This window comes from Streptomyces sp. NPDC012769 (genome assembly GCF_042901205.1).
In the GTDB taxonomy this organism is placed as follows: Bacteria; Actinomycetota; Actinomycetes; order Streptomycetales; family Streptomycetaceae; genus Streptomyces.
In genome coordinates, this window is the sequence record NZ_JBIBCP010000001.1 from 196,469 (window position 1) to 214,993 (window position 18,525).

17 protein-coding genes are annotated in these 18,525 nt (G+C 73.3%); 3 read left to right on the forward strand and 14 right to left on the reverse strand.

Annotated elements, in window-relative coordinates; genetic code table 11:
- The first annotated feature begins 312 nt into the window (after window positions 1-312).
- Window positions 313-1,695: a cytochrome P450 gene (locus ACFY7C_RS00885; protein WP_389641689.1), complete on the forward strand. Its 1,383-nt coding sequence runs from the start codon at window positions 313-315 to the stop codon at window positions 1,693-1,695.
- Window positions 1,696-1,707: 12 nt separating this feature from the next.
- On the opposite strand, the gene ACFY7C_RS00890 is transcribed toward ACFY7C_RS00885, so the two are convergent.
- The 7 genes from ACFY7C_RS00890 to ACFY7C_RS00920 all read right to left on the reverse strand — a co-directional run bounded on the left by ACFY7C_RS00890 (window position 1,708) and on the right by ACFY7C_RS00920 (window position 8,446).
- On the reverse strand, window positions 1,708-2,121 hold the full coding sequence (locus ACFY7C_RS00890; protein WP_389641692.1) for a hypothetical protein: 414 nt from the start codon (window positions 2,119-2,121) through the stop codon (window positions 1,708-1,710).
- A 126-nt stretch (window positions 2,122-2,247) separates the two neighbouring features.
- Window positions 2,248-4,719 carry a cutinase family protein gene (locus ACFY7C_RS00895; protein WP_389641695.1) on the reverse strand — a complete coding sequence of 824 codons (2,472 nt, stop codon included), beginning with the start codon at window positions 4,717-4,719 and terminating at the stop codon, window positions 2,248-2,250.
- Between the two features lie 88 nt (window positions 4,720-4,807).
- The gene (locus tag ACFY7C_RS00900; protein ID WP_389641698.1) at window positions 4,808-5,233 is read right to left on the reverse strand and encodes a hypothetical protein; all 426 of its coding nucleotides are present in this window, start codon (window positions 5,231-5,233) and stop codon (window positions 4,808-4,810) included.
- Between the two features lie 209 nt (window positions 5,234-5,442).
- Window positions 5,443-5,817, reverse strand: a complete 375-nt coding sequence (locus ACFY7C_RS00905; RefSeq protein WP_389641701.1) for a hypothetical protein — start codon at window positions 5,815-5,817, stop codon at window positions 5,443-5,445.
- A gap of 211 nt (window positions 5,818-6,028) precedes the next feature.
- Entirely contained in the window at window positions 6,029-7,042 is a 1,014-nt protein-coding gene (locus ACFY7C_RS00910; protein ID WP_389641704.1) for a MarR family transcriptional regulator, read from the reverse strand.
- A 225-nt stretch (window positions 7,043-7,267) separates the two neighbouring features.
- On the reverse strand, window positions 7,268-7,609 hold the full coding sequence (locus ACFY7C_RS00915; protein ID WP_389641706.1) for a hypothetical protein: 342 nt from the start codon (window positions 7,607-7,609) through the stop codon (window positions 7,268-7,270).
- 222 nt (window positions 7,610-7,831) lie between these two features.
- Window positions 7,832-8,446: a TetR/AcrR family transcriptional regulator gene (locus tag ACFY7C_RS00920; protein WP_389641709.1), complete on the reverse strand. Its 615-nt coding sequence runs from the start codon at window positions 8,444-8,446 to the stop codon at window positions 7,832-7,834.
- A gap of 63 nt (window positions 8,447-8,509) precedes the next feature.
- Between ACFY7C_RS00920 and ACFY7C_RS00925 the strand changes: the two genes are divergently transcribed.
- Both ACFY7C_RS00925 and ACFY7C_RS00930 read left to right on the forward strand, forming a co-directional pair.
- Window positions 8,510-9,019 carry an SRPBCC family protein gene (locus ACFY7C_RS00925; RefSeq protein ID WP_389641712.1) on the forward strand — a complete coding sequence of 170 codons (510 nt, stop codon included), beginning with the start codon at window positions 8,510-8,512 and terminating at the stop codon, window positions 9,017-9,019.
- Window positions 9,020-9,623: 604 nt separating this feature from the next.
- On the forward strand, window positions 9,624-10,535 hold the full coding sequence (locus ACFY7C_RS00930) for a hypothetical protein (RefSeq protein ID WP_389641715.1): 912 nt from the start codon (window positions 9,624-9,626) through the stop codon (window positions 10,533-10,535).
- Between the two features lie 37 nt (window positions 10,536-10,572).
- On the opposite strand, the gene ligA is transcribed toward ACFY7C_RS00930, so the two are convergent.
- The 7 genes from ligA to ACFY7C_RS00965 form a co-directional block, all read right to left on the reverse strand.
- A complete protein-coding gene (gene ligA, locus ACFY7C_RS00935; protein WP_389641717.1) occupies window positions 10,573-12,618 on the reverse strand; it encodes an NAD-dependent DNA ligase LigA in 2,046 nt (681 codons plus the stop codon).
- A 70-nt stretch (window positions 12,619-12,688) separates the two neighbouring features.
- Complete coding sequence (locus tag ACFY7C_RS00940) at window positions 12,689-13,660, reverse strand: NAD-dependent epimerase/dehydratase family protein (protein ID WP_389641720.1); 972 nt, start codon at window positions 13,658-13,660, stop codon at window positions 12,689-12,691.
- Window positions 13,657-14,835, reverse strand: a complete 1,179-nt coding sequence (locus tag ACFY7C_RS00945) for a cytochrome P450 (protein ID WP_389641723.1) — start codon at window positions 14,833-14,835, stop codon at window positions 13,657-13,659. Before ACFY7C_RS00945 ends, ACFY7C_RS00940 begins: the two co-directional genes overlap by 4 nt.
- Window positions 14,832-15,203 carry a hypothetical protein gene (locus ACFY7C_RS00950; protein ID WP_389641725.1) on the reverse strand — a complete coding sequence of 124 codons (372 nt, stop codon included), beginning with the start codon at window positions 15,201-15,203 and terminating at the stop codon, window positions 14,832-14,834. Before ACFY7C_RS00950 ends, ACFY7C_RS00945 begins: the two co-directional genes overlap by 4 nt.
- Window positions 15,200-16,696 carry a class I adenylate-forming enzyme family protein gene (locus ACFY7C_RS00955; RefSeq protein WP_389641728.1) on the reverse strand — a complete coding sequence of 499 codons (1,497 nt, stop codon included), beginning with the start codon at window positions 16,694-16,696 and terminating at the stop codon, window positions 15,200-15,202. The genes ACFY7C_RS00950 and ACFY7C_RS00955 overlap by 4 nt, the downstream gene beginning before the upstream one ends.
- Complete coding sequence (locus tag ACFY7C_RS00960) at window positions 16,696-17,436, reverse strand: glycosyltransferase family A protein (RefSeq protein WP_389641731.1); 741 nt, start codon at window positions 17,434-17,436, stop codon at window positions 16,696-16,698. The genes ACFY7C_RS00955 and ACFY7C_RS00960 overlap by 1 nt, the downstream gene beginning before the upstream one ends.
- Window positions 17,433-18,461 carry a 3-oxoacyl-ACP synthase III family protein gene (locus ACFY7C_RS00965; protein ID WP_389641735.1) on the reverse strand — a complete coding sequence of 343 codons (1,029 nt, stop codon included), beginning with the start codon at window positions 18,459-18,461 and terminating at the stop codon, window positions 17,433-17,435. Before ACFY7C_RS00965 ends, ACFY7C_RS00960 begins: the two co-directional genes overlap by 4 nt.
- Window positions 18,462-18,525: the final 64 nt, after the last annotated feature.

Consider the following 18,525-nt stretch of genomic DNA (forward strand, 5'->3'; position numbering starts at 1 on the left):
TCGATCGTCCGAGGAGGACGCTATCCGAGGCAGGTGCCGCGCCTCGGAGCGAGGGGGCGCGGGGCGCACCCGCAGTCGTCAACCGGACAACGCCGGGGGTGACGGACGCTGACCTGCCGTCTTTCGGGCCGGAGTGACGGGACGCCCCGAGGCTGCGCTAGAGACGACGTGTGGGCGGGTGGGACGAACACCCCGGTGTGGCCGGCTTGATGCCTGCTCGAGGGAGTGGTCCCGGCGGCGGAGTGCCGGGGGCGGGTGCCGTGCCGCCGCATCGCCGACAGCCGGAACCGTCAAGAGGAGCTGGAGCACGTCATGAAGGATGTCACCTCGATCCCCGCCGCTCCCCGTGCGCTGCCCCTGCTCGGACACGTGGTGCCGCTGCTACGGGATCCCCTGACGTTCCTGAACTCGCTGCCCGCGTTCGGGGAGCTGGTCCGCATCCGGCTCGGTCCGCTCACGGTGATCGTGATCTGCGATCCGGAGCTGACCCGGCGGGCCTTGGTGGACGACCGCGTCTTCGACAAGGGCGGCCCGCTGTACGACCGCCTGCGAGAGGTGATCGGTGACGGCGTGGTCTCCTGCCCTCATCAGGCGCATCGCAGGCTGCGTCGGCTGTCCCAGCCCGCCTTCCACCAGGCCCGGCTTGCCGACTACGCCCGGGTCATGACCGCCTGCGTACGGGAGACGACCGATTCCTGGACTCCCGGCCAGGTCCTCGACGTACCCGCCGAGATGATGACGGCCAGCTCCAGGATCATCACGGCCACGCTGTTCTCCGACACGCTGTCCTCGGCCGGGCACGGCCGGCTCGTCAGCGATGTCACCACCGTGGTCAAGAGCCTCTACCAGCGCATGTTCCTGATTCCGCCGCTGGACCGTCTGCCCACCCCCGGCAATCGCGCCCACCTCGCCGCCCGCGCCCGCCTCCACGACACCGTCGAGCGCATCATCGCCCAGCGCCGCGCCGATGGGGCCGACCGCGGTGACCTGCTCTCGGCCCTGGTGGCGGCCCACGACCCCGAAGACGACCGCCCCGGCATGAGCGGTGCCGAGATCAGCGACACGGTCGTCTCCTTCGTCCTGGCCGGCATCGAGAGCACCGCCGCCACGCTGTCCTCGGCGCTGGATCTGCTGGCAGGCCACCCCGAGGTCGAGCAGCGGCTGCACGCCGAGGTCGACGCCGTCCTGGGCGGTGCGCCGGCCACGTACGCCGATCTGCCCCGCCTGCCACTGACCGAGCGCGTGATCACCGAAACTCTCCGGCTGCGCCCGCCGGGCTGGTTCTTCACCCGCAGGGTGACCGTCGACACCGACCTCGGCGGGCATCTGCTGCCGGCCGGGACCAGCGTGGCGTACAGCCCCTACCTCATCCATCACCGGCCGGACCTCCACCGCGACCCCGAGACCTTCGCCCCCGATCGCTGGGCCGCTGCGCATCCGCAACCACCCCGGCACGCCTTCCTCCCCTTCGCCGCGGGCGCCCGCAAGTGCATCGGCGACTCGTTCAGCATGGTCGAGGCCACCCTCGCTCTCGCCACCATCGCCTCCCGTTGGAGCCTTGAGCATGTGCCGGGCCGTCGCGGCCGCCTGGCCGCGGCCGTGACCCTCGAAATGAGGGATCTGCACATGCGGGTACGGCCCCGGGCCCAGAAGCCCGCACCGGCCGTGCGACGCTCCGCGGCCGGGCCGTCCTGACAGGGCAGGCGGTCATCGCGGTGGTTCGAGAATCCTGCGGGCTTCTTCGCTTACCGCGCCATCCGCATCCGATGTCAACGCTGAGCACAGGGCCGCGAGCCGTTCCCCGTCCTCCTCCGACTGACCGCAGACATTGAACATCGCAGCATCAAGGTGATCGGCTGTGTCGTCATCCGCGCCGGCGAGCGCGGTCAGCACCATACGCAGACCAAGCACGTCCCAGCGTTCGAGCAGAGCCTCCGCCGTCTCTTGAGTGACGAAAGTGTCGCGACCATCCAGCAGCAGCCGGTGCAGGGCCTCGGCTGCCTCGGGAACCTCCGCGAAGGCCGCCAGACGCCGGCCTGAGGCCGCTCTCACGGACCAGGACGCCGAAGTGGCCTGCTGAAGGGATGAGTGCAGCTCGTCACGAGACTCGGAACGGGGCATGGTCATCACTCTGGCATACCTCCGTCGACCGGACGCTCGGCCATCCGATCGTCAGGCACCGCCGGGTCGATGGTCCGGCGGTGCCTGACGGATGCGCGGGGTGCGGGACGGTGGTCCCGGCAGGGCTCAGACGACGTTGGGCGGGTCGCCTGGACGCCGGCTCGCGCAGGCGGGCACGTGGTCGAGCCACGCCGCGCCCTGGATGAAGATGTTGCTGATCCAGCCCTTGTGGTCCGGCAGGTACGACCAGGCGCTGTTGGTGATGCCTTCGGCGGTCACCGACTGCCCCCGGTCCTGACACAGGACGCGGACGGTGGTCGGTGCGGCGAGGACGTGTACGACGGCCGTCGAGGTCGAGGCATCGGCGCGCACCTTCACGTCGGACGCCCACATGTGGTGCCCGGTGTTGCCCACCGGCGCCCCGCTGCTCCCGCACGGGGGCACCCCGTCGAGCCACGCCGGGCCCTGGAGGTAGATGTTGCTGATCCAGGCCCGGTGGTCGGGCAGGTAGGACCACGCGTCGTTGGTGACGCCCTCAGCGGTCACCGTCTCGGCGTGCTGCTGGCAGGAGACCGTGACCTGGGTGGGCTCCGCGAAGACGGTGCCGAGCGGGGCCGCGGTGCCGGGCCACAACCGGGTGTTGACCCCGGAGGCCCACATCGTGAACCGGCCGCTGCCGCCGCCCTGGTTGCCGTCGCAGGCCGGCACTCCCTCCAGCCACGCCGCGCCCCGGACGAAGATGTTGCTGATCCAGCCCTTGTAGTCGGGCAGGTAGGACCACACGTCGTTGGTGAGGCCTTCGGCGGTCACCGTCTCGGCGCGCTTCTGGCACTGGATCGCGACCGACATGGGGGCGGTGAACACCGCCACCGGGGTGCCGGAGCGGGCGGGCAGCGGGCGGACGTTGACCCCGTCGCCCCAGGTGCTGAACCGTGCGCCGCCGCCCTGACTGCCGTCGCAGGCCGGCACCCCCTCCAACCAGGCCGCGCCCTTCACGTAGATGTTGGTGATCCAGCCCTGGTACTCGGGCAGGTAGGACCACACGTCGTTGGTGATGCCCTCAGCCGTCACCGTCTCGCCGCGCTTCTGGCACTGCACCGTGATCGAGGTGGGCCCGACGAGGGTGGTGACGACCGTGGCCGCGCGGGCGGGCGCCGAACGGACGTTGACGCCGTCACCCCAGGTGCTGTGACTGCCGGATCCGCCCTGCCCGGAGAGCCGGATCGCCCCTGCGTACCGCCGGTGGCTGGAGAAGTCCGAGACCATCATCTTGGTGTCCGACTCACGCGCCTCGACGATCTTCCCGTTGCCGAGGTAGATCGCCACATGCGTGATCGGCTCGCCCCAGAAGACCAGGTCGCCCGGGCGCAGCGGTTCAGTGCCCTGAGCAGGCGTGAAGCGGGCGGTGGCGGGCAACGCGAACTCCTGTGCCGCGGTCCGCTGCCCCATCACGTCGTGCCCCAGCGCCTGGGCCCATGCCCAGCGGACGAAGCCCGAGCAGTCGAACCCCTTGCGGTAGGGGTCGTTCTTGCTGCGTTCGGGGTCGGTGACGTCGACGAAGCCGTAAGTGGCCCCGGGAGCCGGGCCGTGTCCGCCGCCCCATGTGTACCAGGTTCCGGCCGCCACCTGGCTGCAGGCCGCCTCCACCGCGCGACGGGCCGCCTCGGAGGGCACGTCCTGGAGCGGGCGGCAGTCGGCGAGCGGCCGGTACGGGTCGCCGCGCATGAGCAGGCGTGCGAACTCCGCGCCGTACTTCTGCGGGATCCATACACCGCGGCAGCAGAAGTCGTACGAACTGTGGACCGCTCCGCCGAGCCCGGCCTGCACGGCCCCGAGGGCCCGGTCGGAGATGTCACCGGGAGTGGCGTAGGGGCCGGAGAGGGAGGCGCAGATGCCGTCTCCGTTGATGCAGACGCTGATGATGCGTTCCGACATCAGTGCCGGGCCCTTGTCGCGGCCCAGCAGCCCCCGGGTGGCCCCTTGCGCGCCGCCCTCGATCAGGCGGGCGTCCGCGCCGTCCTGGGGAAAGATGTCGTCGTTGTACGAGGCGGAGCCGTCGCGGTACGGGTCGGCGAGGAGCAGCACGGCGCGGATGCGGTTCCACTTGGCGGGGTCGGCGAGCCCGGTCAGGGTGCGGTGGATCACACCCGCGCCCTGGGAGTAGCCGACGAGGCCGAAGACGGTCTGCGGGCAGGCCGCCATCCGCTCGTTGAGCCGGTCGGTGAGCGTGCGGACGCCGTTGTCCTCGGAGGCGAACCATGCCTGAAGGCTGCTGAGCCCGGACGGCACCGGCGCGGCCGGGTAGTCGAGGTCCTCGTAGACGACGTCCACGCGGTCGCGGAAGCCCTGTTCGTACAGCGTCTGGTCGGTGGTTCTCAGTACGCCGCCGACGCGCTTGCCGGTGTCGTAGAAGTCGCTCTTCGTCTCGCCCGAACCGCGGGCCCCGATGACCAGGAAGTGCGGACAGGCGACGGGGGACGCGGTGGCGGGCGGTGCCTGCCACGGGACCAGCGCGAGGAGGGCGGCGAGCAGGGCGAGGACGGTCATCGCGGCCGTGGGTGCGCGACGGGAGGTGAGGGGTGGGGGCTGTCCGGTCACGTCGCCCGTCCGGGGGCGCACGCACGGCGAAGCTGGGTATCCATGGTTCCTTCCGCGAGTCGAGGGTGCGGTGTGCCGGTGGGAAGGTTCAGCACTGCTTCAGGCCCGGCGGGGGGTCCTGCGTCGTGTAGACGCTCACCGCGGGGACGTTGCCCCATTGGCCGTTGTCGAGCTGGGTCCAGTACCAGACGTCGTTGCCGCCACTGTGCTGTTGGCCGCGGCCCCAGCACGCGAACCAGCCGTATGTGCCGTAGAGCTGGCCGCGGGCCGCGGAGCCGTACGTGCGGTGCTCGTACCCATAGGCGCCGGGCCGGTGCGAGCACCACAGCCGCAGGTCCGACCACCACACCTCGCAGCGCTTCTCTTCCGTTGCGGCGAGGGGTGTGGCGACGGTGACGGGCGCCGTGGCGCGGGGGGCCGAAGGCCGGGCTGCGGCGGGTTGAACGGAAGGGACGAGTCCGGCGAGCAGGGCGCCAGCGGCGAGGGTGAGCGAGAGAGCCCGTGGAGAAGGCATGACAGCCTTTCAGCGTTGGTCTTGGGAGGTGCGAGGGCGCGCCACCATGGGTTCACCATGGGTTGTCGCCGGAGCGGTGGCGCGCCTCTCGCCGAGGGCCTCAGGGGCCAGGGGCCAGGGGCCAGGGGCCGGGGGCCAGGGGCCGGGGTGCCGAAGTGCACGAGGTTGTGGGGCCGTTGGGCCGCCTGTGCCGACGTGAGGGCAACCGGCTAGCGCGGTCGCAGGACCACCGAGTTGATCATGGTGAGGTCGAGGTTCGACACCGCACCGTCGAGCATGTACCAGCGGCAGTCGGTGCCGTTGTAACCGACGCACAGGTCGACGACCCAGCCGTCCGTCTGGTTGTTGAAGACGATGTGCTTGCCGACCTGGTTGTGGAGGTTGTAGGGGCCGGACCAGAAGATGTGGGAGGGGCGGTCGTCGTTCCACCCGGCGTTCTCCGGATAGATGCAGAAGGCCCCGGAGGGGCAGCCGTGGGAGGTCTCCGCCACCGTCGCCTGTGCCTCCATGGCGCTGAACGCGACAACCGCCACGGCGGAGGCCAGGAGGGCCGTGGCTCTGCGCATGAGCTGGTGAGACTTCATCGATGTTCCCCCGAAACGATGTCCGTCGTGTACCGCAGCACGTTTCCGGTCGGCTGCGGGCGGGCCCATCCTCCGGACAGCAGCCAACAGTTGACAAGTCTTTTCGAACTTCCTCGAAACGTGTCGCTCTCGCTGTCCCGGGACCGGCTTCGCCCGCGCACCGTGTAACAGCGCGGGGCCTGCTTCGTGACCGGCCGGACACGCCCTCGGCTCATTCGCGTACGGCGGGTTTCGCGGCGAGCAGGTAGGCCAGGGCGGCTCCCCGCTCGGTCGGGTGGAGCCGTACCTCCCGGCCGTGGCGCACGCGCCGGAGGAGTCCGGCGGCCTCGAGCTGTTGGCAGTGGTACGTCATCGTGCTGGCGCCGATGTGCAGGCGGCGGGCGAGATCGCCGACGGTCGGCCGGTGCGGCACATGCCGCAGGATCTGCGCACGTACGGAGCCGAGGACCAGCGAGAGGCCGTCCGCCCCGGCCGCCTGCTCCGCCCCGCCGGGGCGCCCGGCGATGCGGCCGAGGCCGGGCAAGGCATAGGCGATCCACAGGGCGTCGTCGCGATCCGCTCCGTACATGCCGGCCCTGGAGCCGGACGCCAACGGCACCAGGACCAGGGGCCGCCCACCGAGGTCGGCCAGGTGGGTCGGGCACGGATGGGGAAGCCGCAAGGTGCCGCCGCGGTAGCTCACTTCGGCGTCGAGACCGGCGAGCAGACCGTCGAGGCTCCCGGTCACGGTGGCCACACCGATCCGCTCGATCTCCCGGCCCATGAGGACGTCCGCCTGGCGCCACAACGGGGCGAAGGCGTCCCAGGCCGCGCCGACCACGGACCGGTAGGCGGCCAGGAACGAGGCCGGGTGATCCAGCAGTGGCCGCCATTCCGGCGGGGTGGAGCCGGCGGAGTGGAAGGCCGCCACTTCGGCGGCCACAAGCGCCGGATCGCTGTCCGCCAGCTCTTCCAGGAGAACGCTCATGTCGGAGGCGCCCAGGTCGTGGACCAACGCGAGGCGGTCGGGCATCCAGCACGCGCGTGAGCGCAGTAACGGACCGACGACGGCCGCCGCGTCCGGCGACAGCACCCGCCGGACGGCGTCGCGCCACAGCCGCGGGACTCCGTGGGAGTGACCGCCGAAGACGTCCTTGAGGAGTGAGAAGAGGGTGGCTCCGGGCTGGCGGCTCACCCGGACGTTGACCCGATCCACCGCTCCCAGCCGTACCGTGTGCCCAGTCAACGTCTGTCCTCCCACGTCGGTGATGTGGACAAGGCCAGTGACCACTCTGCACACCGGCATGCCCCGTCCGAGCATCATTGCCGCTACAGCACCTGCCGGGTCAACGGGGCCCGGGGAGACCCTCGGCAGGGCGCTGACGGCCGGGTTGCTGAGGGATCAGGAGACCGCGACCGGCTGATCACCGAGGTGACCAACCGGTGTGCGGGGCGCGGCGGTCCTGCCGGGTCACATCGCTCGGTTGATCCATCGCCGGAGCGCCACGTGGGTGGTGTCGTCCAGGTTGCACAGGGCCTCGATGGCGTCGAGGTCGCCGGGCAGGGGCGCGATCCCCGCGGCGGTCAGAGCGGAATGCAGCTCCAGTCGGCGGCGGTCAGCCGGGTCGAGGGGAGCGGACAGACGGCTCGCCGGGTCGGGGGCCGGCAGAAGGTAGTCGCCCTCGAACTCGGCGACGCCGCCGGGCTGCGGAGTCCATCCGGGCCGCTCATCGGCGAGCGCGGCGGGGAAACGGTAGGGGTCGAGGTCCTGCAGTGCCACGGTGCCCGTGGTGAAAGCCGGAAACCCAGTCACGAGTGCCTCCTTGGTCGTCGTACCACTGGGGAAGACGACTGCACGGAGCGTGGGGAAGGTTGCGAAGGGCCCGGTACTTCACCTGGATGTCCCCTACGGCATCTCTTCACAAGACAGATGAACCGGCTGGCTTTGAGCCGTCGGGGGCAGCCACCACACCGCCTCTGGACCTACCGCAACGGCGCCCCAGTGGGCGCCGCCCGGCGGCCGGCCGGCGCGGGTTCAGCGGAGTAGTGCGGCGGTGCACTCCTCGGCGAGGTCCTCGGCGTGCGGAGGCAGGGGCTCGCCGGCACGTAGGTGCCGGCGGACCAGGGACAGCGGCAGGTCGATCAGGGCGAGTACGACGCGGTCGCGTCCGGGGTCGTCGGTGGCGCCCAGGTCCGCGGCGAGCGTGCCGATCGACGCGAACACGCGGGCGTTGCCGGAGTCCGCTCGCCGGATGTGCTCCTCGGACCAGTCCGGTCGCCCGAAGTCCTTGGCACCGTAGAGGAGCAGGGTCGCCTCGTCGGAGTGGGCCCGGCTCCACGCCACGACATGACGGGCGGCCGCGCAAGCCGCCGCACGTGCGGCCTCGGGGCCGGGACGGCGCTCGGCGTCCGGAACGGACGCCTCGGCGAGGGCGGCGAAGTACCCCTCCTGGAACCGTTCCACGGTCCGGAGCCACACCTCCGCGAGGAGCGCCGTGCGGCCGGCGAAGCGGTGGTACACGGAGCCGCTGGGGGCGCCGACGGCCTGGGCGACGGCGGCCATGGTCACCGCGACCGGTCCCCCTTCGGCGGCGAGGCGGACGGCGGCGTCGAGAAGCTGGTCGGTGTCGAAGCGGGGTGGCCTGGCCATGAAACAGAGAGTACCCTCCAATTTATTAGAGGGATCCCTCTAATACTGTTGAGGGGAGGACGCATGGGCGTCTACAACGTGCACGAGCGCCTGCTGGTCGCCACGGAGGCGGAGGTGGGAGCGCTCATCGACACACTCGCGAGCGGGGCGGACGACCGCTTGTGGCCGGGCGCCACATGGGGGCCGATGGAGTTCGACCGCCCGCTGGAGCCCGGGGCCGCGGGCGGGCACGGGCCCGTGCGCTACACCATCGCCGGATACGCCCCCGGGCGCTGGATCCGCTTCGACTTCACGGGGCCGCGCGGCTTCCACGGCTTCCACGAGTTCGCCGTGGCACCCGTGGACGCGCAGCGGACTCGGCTGCACCACACCCTCACGATGACCACCAGCGGCCTCGCCCGCGTGACCTGGCCGTTGGCCTGGCGCCCGCTGCACGACAGCTGCCTCGAGGACGCGCTCGACCGGGCCGAATCGGCCTGCACGGGTACGGTGGCCCGTCCGGCCCGCTGGACGCCGTACGTCCGCCTCCTCCGGCGCCTGGCCGCCCGGGGCGGAAGCCGACCCCAGGCGTGAGACACATCAGCGGTTCGCGTGCAGACGAGAGCGGATGGAGGGGCCGGGGACTGGCGTCGGGTGTAGCGGGTAGCCGTGGGGCATGACTACGCCGAATGATCCTGTTCCTCCCAGCCCCACGCCGTCACCCGCGCCCGGCCCCGGTCCGGGGCCCAGTCCGGGACCGCGCCCCGGACCAGGGGGTCCCGATCCCGTTCCGCCGGCGCCGCCGCAGCCTGAGCCGGATCCGCCGGCTCCCCGGCCGGAACCCGAGCCGTTTCCGCAGCCGGGCCCGCTTCCCTCGCCGGGCCCCGGCCCGGAGCCGGTCACCTGACCTTTCCGTCGGCGTTCGATGGCTTGCTCCGGCCCGTTGCGGTCCTCATCCGCCCGGAACGGGGCGAGTGAGGACCGACGCCGGCCTCTGGCTCAGCCCGCCAGCAGGTCGACGCGAACGTTCCTCTCGCGATCGAACTCCTCGCCCAAGGGCTCGACTCGTGGCTGAGCGACCTGAAGGCCGCTGCCGAGGCCGGCGCCTGCGACGGGTCTCGCGGCTCCGCTGACGGGGAATCGGCGACTGTCTGCCGTTGGGGTTCCGCCGCGGAGGGCCGGGCGGGATTCTGGATCCATGAAGACTACGGGGCGGGTCCTCAGAAAGCTGTTGAGCGTGACCGGCGGCGTGTGGGTGGCCTCCGAGGTCGTGGACGGGTTACGGGTCGGCGGCACCGGCGGCGAGCGGGCGGGGACCGTGGTGGTTCTCGCGGCCGTGTTCACCGCCGTCGTCATGCTCGTGCCGTGGCCGCTCACGCGGATGCTCGGGCGGGCCGTGGCGCGCAATCAGCGGCGCATGGCGGAGGAACCCGACTGGAACAGCTCCGACTGGGAGTTCTTCGCGCCGATGCGCCGGCACTTCCTCTACGTCGGTCTCGGCATGGTCCTGTCGGCGGTCGTACTGACCGTGGTGGGGCCCGCCGGGCTGTGGGCCGGGGCGGAGCTCGGCGCCGGACTCGGGCTGGACGTCGAGCTCGGCAGTGGGCTCAAGACCCTGGTCACCGCCGGACTCGTCGTCGCCGCCGTGGACACGGTGCTGCTGCTCGTCCTCGCCGTGCCGCTGAAGCGCCACCGCCCCGGGGCCCTGCGTTCGCTGGCCGGCTTCCTCCTGTGCCTCACGGGTCTGGCACTCGCGGTGGCATGGCTGGACGACGTGGAGGCCACGGGCACGCGATGGCTGACGCTCGCCGTCGTCGCCGCCCTGTTCCATATGCGGTTCCAGCTGACGCTGACGCTGCCCGTGCCGGGAGTGGCCTCACTGATCCTCGTGTCGGTCAACGCCCTGTCGCTCTGGCTCATCGTGTGGCTCACAGGACTCCTGCACATCGACGGCTTCTGGCCCCTGGTCGGAACGGTCGCCGTGATGTGGGCGGCCGAGTGGCCGAGCCGCCTCGCGAACGCCGCCGCCCAAGCCCGGGCCAACCCACCCCAGCCCCCGCACGACCCCTTCTGGCCGGACCACCACTTCCCCCCGACACCGCTGTACTGATCGCGACCGACGACAGTCACCGTTGTACTGGCACGGTTCAGGCCAAGTGGTCGGCGATCAGGGCGGCGAACTCGTTCTCGGTGAGGACCCTCGTGCCGAGCTGCTCCGCCTTGGCCAGTTTGGAACCGGCGCCCTCGCCCGCGACGAGGAGGGTCGTCTTCTTCGTCACCGAGCCGGAGGCCTTTCCGCCGGCGCGCTCGATGAGCTCGTTCATCTCGTTGCGGTTGCGCCCGGCCAGCGGGCCCTGCATGCCGCCCGTGACGACGACCGACTCGCCCGACAGCGGTCTGCTTCCCGTGTCCGCGTCGCCGGTGGTGGGCTCGAGCATGTTCACACCGGCCTCGGCCAGCTTGTCGATGACCGGGCCCAGCGTGGCGATGTGCGCCGCGATCTTCGGGGCGTTGGCCGCCGGAAGCTTGTTCACCTCCGCCAGCTCCTCCGGCGTGGCGGCCCGGATGGCGTCCATCGTGCCGAAGTGGCGGGCGATCTCCCGCGAGAGCGTGCGGCCGGTCCGTATCACGCCCAGCGCGCAGAACACCCGGTTCAGCGGCTGCCGCCTGGCCTCGGCGAGCCGGGCCAGCAGCGAGTCGGCGCGCTTGTCGCTGCCTGTCGCCTCGGCGAGCTGTTCCCTGGTGAGGAAGAACAGGTCGGCGACGTCGCTGACCAGACCGGCCTCGACGAGCGCCTCCAGGTAGGTCAGGCCCAGCCCGTCGATGTCGAGCTGGTCGCGGCCCACGGCGTACTTCAGGGAGGGCAGCTTCCCGCAGCCGCCGCTCGCCCCGCCCGCGCACTCCCACCGCTCTCCGGACTTGTCGATGTCCCCGCCGCACCCGGGGCAGACCTCGGGCAGAACGATGTCGGTCTCCTCGCCCGTACGCAGCGCCACCACCGGCGCCTCGACGCGCGGGATGATGTCGCCCGCCTTGTAGAGCACGACGGTGTCGCCCACCTTGAGGCCGCAGTTGCGGATGAACGCGGGGTTGTGCAGCGTCGCGTAGGTGACGGTGCTGCCGTCGACCTCCACCGGTTCCAGCACGGCGCGCGGGGCGATGTGACCGGTGCGGCCGACGTTCCACTCGACCGCGAGGAGCCTGGTCCGCGCCTCCACGGGCGGCAGCTTGTAGGCGATGGCCCAGTGCGGGTGACGGGTACCGGAACCCGCCGCCCGCTGCTCGGCGTGCGCGTCGGCCTTGACGACCACCCCGTCGATGCCGAACGGCAGCTCCGGGCGCAGCCGCTGGATCTCCTCGACGCGGGCCTGCGCCTCCGCCAGCGTGGGATACACACGCAGCCCGATGTCGGTGGCGGAGGTGGTCTGCACGCCCAGCGCGGCCACCTGGTCCATGACCGCCTCGTGGCTCGTCCCGGTGAGGAAGTCGACGCCGTCCAACGCCACCGCCCCGTACGCGAAGAACGTGGTCTCGATGGTGTACGGCCGGTCCTTGGCCCGCAGCGTCCCGGCCGTGCCGTTGCGCGGGTTGGAGAAGACCTTCGCGTGGTGCGCGGCGCGGATCTCGTTCGCCCGCTCGAACTGCTCCCGGGTCAGCAGGACCTCACCCCGGACCTCCACGGTGGCGCCCCCCGGAACCTCCGTCGGCAGGCCCACGATCGAGCCGATCGCGTGGCTGAGGTCCTCACCGTACGTACCGTTCCCCCGGCCCACCAGTTGCACCAGGCGCCCGTCACGGTAGCGCGCCGCCATTGCCGCCCCGTCCAGCTTCGGCTCCACCGCGTAGCCGCCCGCCACGGGATGGTCGATCCGCCGGGCCAGGGAAGCGTCCCACTTCACCAGGCCCTCCGCGTCGAAGACGTTGTCGAGCGAGAGCATCGGCACCGTGTGCGCCACATCGCCGGCCGGGGCCACGCCTCCGCCGACCTTCCCCGTGGGAGAGTCGGCGCGTACATGGGCGGGATGCGCCTGCTCGTAGGCGGCTATGCCGCGGGCGAGGGTGTCGTAGGAGGCGTCGTCGAGAGCGGTGTCCCCGTCGGCGTAGTACGCCGCGCTCGCGGCGAGGGCCTGGTCGACCGCGTGGTCGTACGCGGCGCGGTCGGTGAGCGAAAGGGCGGGTGTGGCAGTCGTCATGGATTGATCATCGCGTGAGGGTCTGACAATCGGACTCCGCCCGTACGCATGCGGCGCTCCCCCGGCGGCATCACGGCGAGGCGGCCGCGGATGCGGCCCCGCCGCCAGCCGCGGTCGCCATCCCCGGCGTCCTCCCCGTAGCCGTAGCCGTCGCGTAGTCCAGCAGCGCCCGGCTCGCGCTCCATCCCTGCGCCTGGGCCTTGGAGACGTCCAGGACGACCGAGTGCGCGAGTTGGTCGACGGCGTAGTGGGTGAGGGCCGGCTCGGTGTGCGGGCGCAGCCGGGCCAGTGCCTGGGCGGCGCTCGCCGCGGCGCGGGCGGCCGGGAGCGGAAGATGCCCGACGCGTGCCCGTACGCCGTGGGCGCGCAGCACCGTCCGGATCGCCTCGTCCCGGTCGTACGCCGCCGGGTCGGCGATGTTGTACGCGCCCGGGGGCCAGCCGGCCGCCATGAGGCAGGCGTCGGCGAGGTTCTCGACGGCCGTCAGACTCAGGGGCACGCTGGGCCCCGGCAGCAGGAGCAGTCCGCGACGTACGCGCGACAGCAGCCGGGGCACCAGGTGCGGGTCCCCGGCCCCGTACACCGCCCGCGGCCGCAGCACCACGGCACCGGCGGCGAGCGCCAGGGCCTCACCGGCGGCCTTGGTGCGGCCGTACGCGTTCAGGTGCCCGCGCACCGGATGGTCCTCGGCGATGCGCGCGCGCCCGGGCCCGGGCGCGTACACACTGGCGCTGCTCACCCACACCACCGGCCGGCCCGCGGCGGCCTCCATGAGGCGCGCCGTGCCGTCGACGTTGACGGCGCGCATCGTCGCCTCGGCGCGCGAACCGGGCACGGGGTCGCCGACCGCCGCCGCGCAGTGCACGACCAGGTCGGCCCCGGACAGGTCCGGCGCCTCGCGGGCGGCGTCCCAGGGGACGTGCCGGCCGACCGGGCCGGGGCGGCGCCCGACACACAGCACGTCGGCGCCCCGGGCGGCAGCCGTGGCGGCGACGTGGGAGCCGCAGAAGCCGCTCGCCCCCGTGACGGCGATCGTGGTCATCGGTCCTCCGGTGAGACTGGGTGGCCGGTCGCCCGTACGGTGAGGGAGCGCCAGCCGGGAAGGGCCGCGCCCCGGTCGACCCGGGCGCGTACGACGGTGGGACGGTGCGGCGCCAACGCGGCGAGCTGGTCGTCGAGTTGGGCACGGGCCAGGCGGGCGCCGGGACAGGCGTGGGTGCCCGCGCCGAAGACGAGCTGGGCCTCGCCGGGCGGAGCCGGGCGGTGGACGTCCGGCGGGTCGCTGTGGGCGCGGGCCGCGTGCCGCGCCACCAGGATCAGGCGGTCCCCGGCCCGTACCGGGCAGCCGCCCAGTTCCGCGTCGGCCGCCGCCACGCGCGGCAGGAGCGGGGACGGGGCGATCACCCGCAGCAGCTCGCCGACCAGGACGGGCCGCAGCCGGTCGTCGGCCGCCTGGTCCCACAGCCGCGCGTCGGCACACCAGGCGGCGGCGCGCGGCAGGGCCGCCACGGTGGTGTTGACGGCGGCGACCGCGAGCATGGCGCGCAGGGCCGGCTCCGCCCGGTCGCCGGATTCCGCCGGGGCGAGCAGTTCCTCCAGCCGCGCCGCCGCCGCGGCCGCCGCCCGGGCGGCACCCGGTGGCCGGAGGCCCGGCAGATGGTCCCGTACGGCGGTGGCCGCCGCACACGCGGCGGCCTCGGCAATGCGCTCCGGAGCGGCGCCGGTGCCGAGGAGCGCCCGGACGGTGGCCCCGGCCAGTTCACGGGCCAGGGGTACGAGGTCGACGGTGTGCCCGGCGGCGAGCGGGGCGAGGCGGCGGGCCAGGACGTCCTGCCACACCGGGCGCAGGCGCTCCACCCCGGCCGCGCCGAGATCCTCGGCGACCGCCCGCCGCGCGTCGCGATGGCCCGCGCCCTCCTGGTCGAACAGCGCGCCGCCGACCGTGAGTTCGCGCGCGGCACCGCCCGTGGTCCCGGCCGCGGTGCGGTCGAGCGGGACGCGGGTGAGGGCCTTCCGGTACGGCTCGGTGCCGTGCACCAGCACCGCCCCGCCGATCCGGGTGACCGCCCGGCGGCGCGTGGCGGCGAGCAGGCCGAACAGCAGGGGGTGGGAGCGGGTGTACACGCGCCGGTCACGGCGTCGGGCGCGGGCCGTCGCCGTGGTGGTGGGCGCGAGCGGCGCGGTGGGCGTGGGGCGGGTAGGGAGGGAGTCGGTCAACGGGCGTGTCCTTCGGTCGGGTCGGCGGGGCGGTGGCGATAGCGGTTGCGCCTGCGGTAGTGGTGGCCCTCGCTGCGGTCCTCGCGTCGCAGCGGCGTCCGGCTGGTGTCACATGGGCCGGGCCGCAGCCGCCGCGAGGCCGTGGGGGCGAAGTCGTGCGCGGGGCACAGCGCATCGGGAGCGCGGCGCCCGAGGGCGTGCGGGAAGCGGGTGTCCGCGGCGGCGATGGCCTGCGCCCGCTCAGGCCGGAGGCGGACGCCGGTCAGCGCTCCGACGGCCAGGCCGGGGCTCCTCTCCTCGCCGTACGCCGGCAATCCGGTCCGTGGCGGCACTCCGCCCCACGGCGGCGCACCGCCCGGCGCCGTCACCCCCGCCCCCGTTCCGCGCCACGCCCCGCGAGGCGGGCGGCGGCCAGGCGGGCGGTGGCGGCGCGGTCCGGCTTCAGGGAGCGCCCGGCCAGCGGGATGTCGGCCAGCAGGACCGTGTCCGGTCGGGCGGAGCCCATGCGGTCCAGCGGACCGGCCAGCGCGGACCGCAGCGTGGCACGGTCGGCCCCCTGGCGCGGCTGCACGACGGCCACGAGCCGCTCGTCGCCGTCACCGGCGGGTACGCCGACGAGCAGGGCGAGTTCGACGCCCGGCACGTGCAGCGAGGGTTCGTACAGGCCCGGGTAGATGTTCTCCGCGTACCGCAGCACCATGTCCTTGGCGCGGCCCTCGAGGACGATCCGGCCGCTGCCGTCGAGGTGCGCACGGTCGCCGGTGGCGACCCACGGGTCCGGTTCCTCGCCGAGGTAGCGGTGGCGGGCGGCGGGTCCGGACAGCAGCAGCTCGCCGGACGCGTCCGTCTTGGCCGTCACCCCCGGCAGGGGCGTGCCCACCAGATCGCCGTCGCCGGTGAACGCTGCCTTGTCGGCCTGTTCGACGGCCGCGGCGGGGAACAGCTCGGTCAGCGCGTAGACACCCCAGGCCTCGTCCGCGCCCGCCCGCTTGACGCGGGTGAGCAGGTCGGCGCTCGCCGGGGCCGACCCCGTCCACACCCGCCCCGTGAACCGGCCGCCCTCGGCCATCAGCCGCCGCAGCTGTGGCGGTGTCAGATAGGTGGCCTGCGGGGCGAGCCGGCGGAGCTGCCGGGCCAGGACGCGCGGGGAGCGGGCGGGCAGCGCGACCGGTGCGCCGCTCGCGAGCGACGGCAGGAGGACGAAGAAGGTGCCGCCGAGGACGGGCCGCCTGGCCTCGGGCCGGACGAGGCCGGCCACCGTGGCCATGCCGGCGGCGAGCGAGGAGCGGGTGTGCACCACCGCCCTGGGCCGCGAGGTCGTACCCGAGGTGAACACGATGACCGCGTCGCCGTCCTCGTCCACCGGCCCCGGCAGGCCCGTGGCGCGGGCGGTGCCGGAGTCCAGGGCGGGGGCGCAGCCGGGCAGTCGGGGCCCGACCGTGACGACCGGGCCGAGTTCGGCGAGGTCCGGAAGGGCCAGGCGAGCCCGCTTGGCGAGCGGCCGGGCCCAGCCGGCGACGGCCTGGGCGGTGGCGTCGGCGAGGACGACGTCCGGGCGGGCCAGGGCGAGCCGGGCGCGCAGCACGTCCGGTCCGGCGCCGGGGTCGAGGACGGCGGCCCGTGCGCCGAGCCGGTGCACGGCGAGCATCACGGCGAGCGCTCGGGGCCCGGGCCGTACGGCGACGCCGATGGTGGAGCCCCGCCCGATGCCCCGATGGTGGAGGGCGGCGGTGTAGCGGTCGGCGAGAGCGGCCAGGTCCCCGTTGGTGGCCTTGACGCGTACGGCTCCGGTGCGGGTGGTGCCGAGGACGGCGGGCTGGTCGGGACGGGTGCGCAGGGCGTGGGCGAGTGTGTCGAGCATCAGCGCGGGTCCTCCCCTTGGGGGCCGGGGCCCTTGTCCAGGTACCAGCGGGCGGTGCCGACGATGCCGTACGCGCGCAGCCGCCGGGTGGAGTTCTCCACGACCATGTCGCGGGCGTGGACGATGGCGGTGGTGTGGCGGCGTACCCGGTTGAGGAAGAGCCGGTCGGTGGGCGACGGGCGGCGCGGCATGCCGTCGACGGCCTCGTACAGGGCCGCGGTGATGGCCATGTTGTTGCCGGCGTGCATCCGATAGGGGGTGAGGTAGCCGTGGCGGCGGTGGTGGGCGGGACGTATCCGGCCGAAGAACGCGGCGATCCTGACCAGGGCGCGGAAGGCGGCCCGGCCGAGCGGTCCGTGCTCGTCGCGGCGTGCGTCGATGCGCCCGCAGACCAGGCCGGCGCCGCGGTGCAGGGCGTCGCGGGCGCCGCCCGTCCAGCCGGGGCGGGGCAGACAGTCGGCGTCGGTGCGGGCCAGCCAGGTCGCGCCGTTGCGGATCGCGTACCGGAAGCCGGTGTCCACGGCGCAGCCCACGCCCTTCTCCGGCTCGCTGAGGACATGGACCGGGAAGGGCGCGCGGCGGGCGAAGTCGTGCGCGATCGCGGCGGTGCCGTCGGTGGAGGCGTTGTCCACGACGACGAGGGTGAAGTCGCGGTCGCGCTGGGCCGCCAGCGCGTCCAGCGTGGCGCCGATGCGTGCGGCCTCCTGATGGGCAGGCACGACCACCCACAGCGCGCTCATGCCTTCTCCCACACCATCGTCATGATGCTCACGCCGCCGCCGAGGCCCACGAACAGGACCCGGTCGCCGGAGCGCAACCCCTCGTGCACCCGGTCGAGTTGGACACCGAGCGTGGCACTGGCCATGTTGCCGAGCTCGGGGACCGTGACGACGAGCCGGTCCCGGGGGACGCCGGTGAGCTCCACGAACCGCTCCAGGTAGGGCACGGTGACCTGGTGGACAAGGATGTGCCGGAAGTCGTGCCACGCCAGGCCGGTGCGCTGCCGCATCCGGTCGAGCACCGACGTGCCGACCTTCTCGAACACCTCGCGCAGCTCGCCGCCGTCGCCGTGGAAGTACGTGTGCTCGTCGCCGCGCGGATGGCGCGAGCCACCGCCGAAGATGCCTCCGACCGGCCAGTGTTCGGAGTGCGTCTCGGTGTCCACGTCGAGGATGCCGCCCTGTTCCACCGCCTCCAGGACGACCGCCGCTCCCGCGTCGCCGAAGGTGTAGCCGGCGAACCCGTCCCGGAGTTGCTCCGGGCCGGACGGCTCGTATCGCACCGCGCGGCTCGGGGTCTCGCCGGTGACGACCAGGGCCCGGCGGGCGCGGCCGGCGAGGATCATCGCGCGTGCCGTGTCGATGCCGTTGACGAAGCTGTTGCACGCGTTGGTCACGTCCAACGCGTGCGCCCGGGAGCCGAGTTCGGCCTGGACGATGTGCGCGGTCGCCGGTTCGACGACATCCCGGGTGGCGGAGGCGAACACGAGCAGGTCCACGTCGTACGGGGTGAGTCCGGCCCGCTCCAGCGCGGTGCGGGCGGCCCGCACCGCGAGCGTGGAGGCGTACTCGCCCTCCCCCACCGCCCGGCGCGAGGCGATGCCGGTGACCCGTTCGAGCATCCGCGCCGGCAGGGAGAGCCCGGAGGCCGCGGTGATCCGCTCCTGCAGCTGCCGCGACGTCACTTCGCGCTCGGGCAGGCTGGAGGCCACCGCAGTGATGCCCGCCCGGCGCATGGGGCCGCGGGCAGCGTGGTCTATGTACATGTCGTGGACGCTACGAGCGGACCGGGGCGGCGCGCCTGAGCACGCGTACTCAACCGGCATGGGT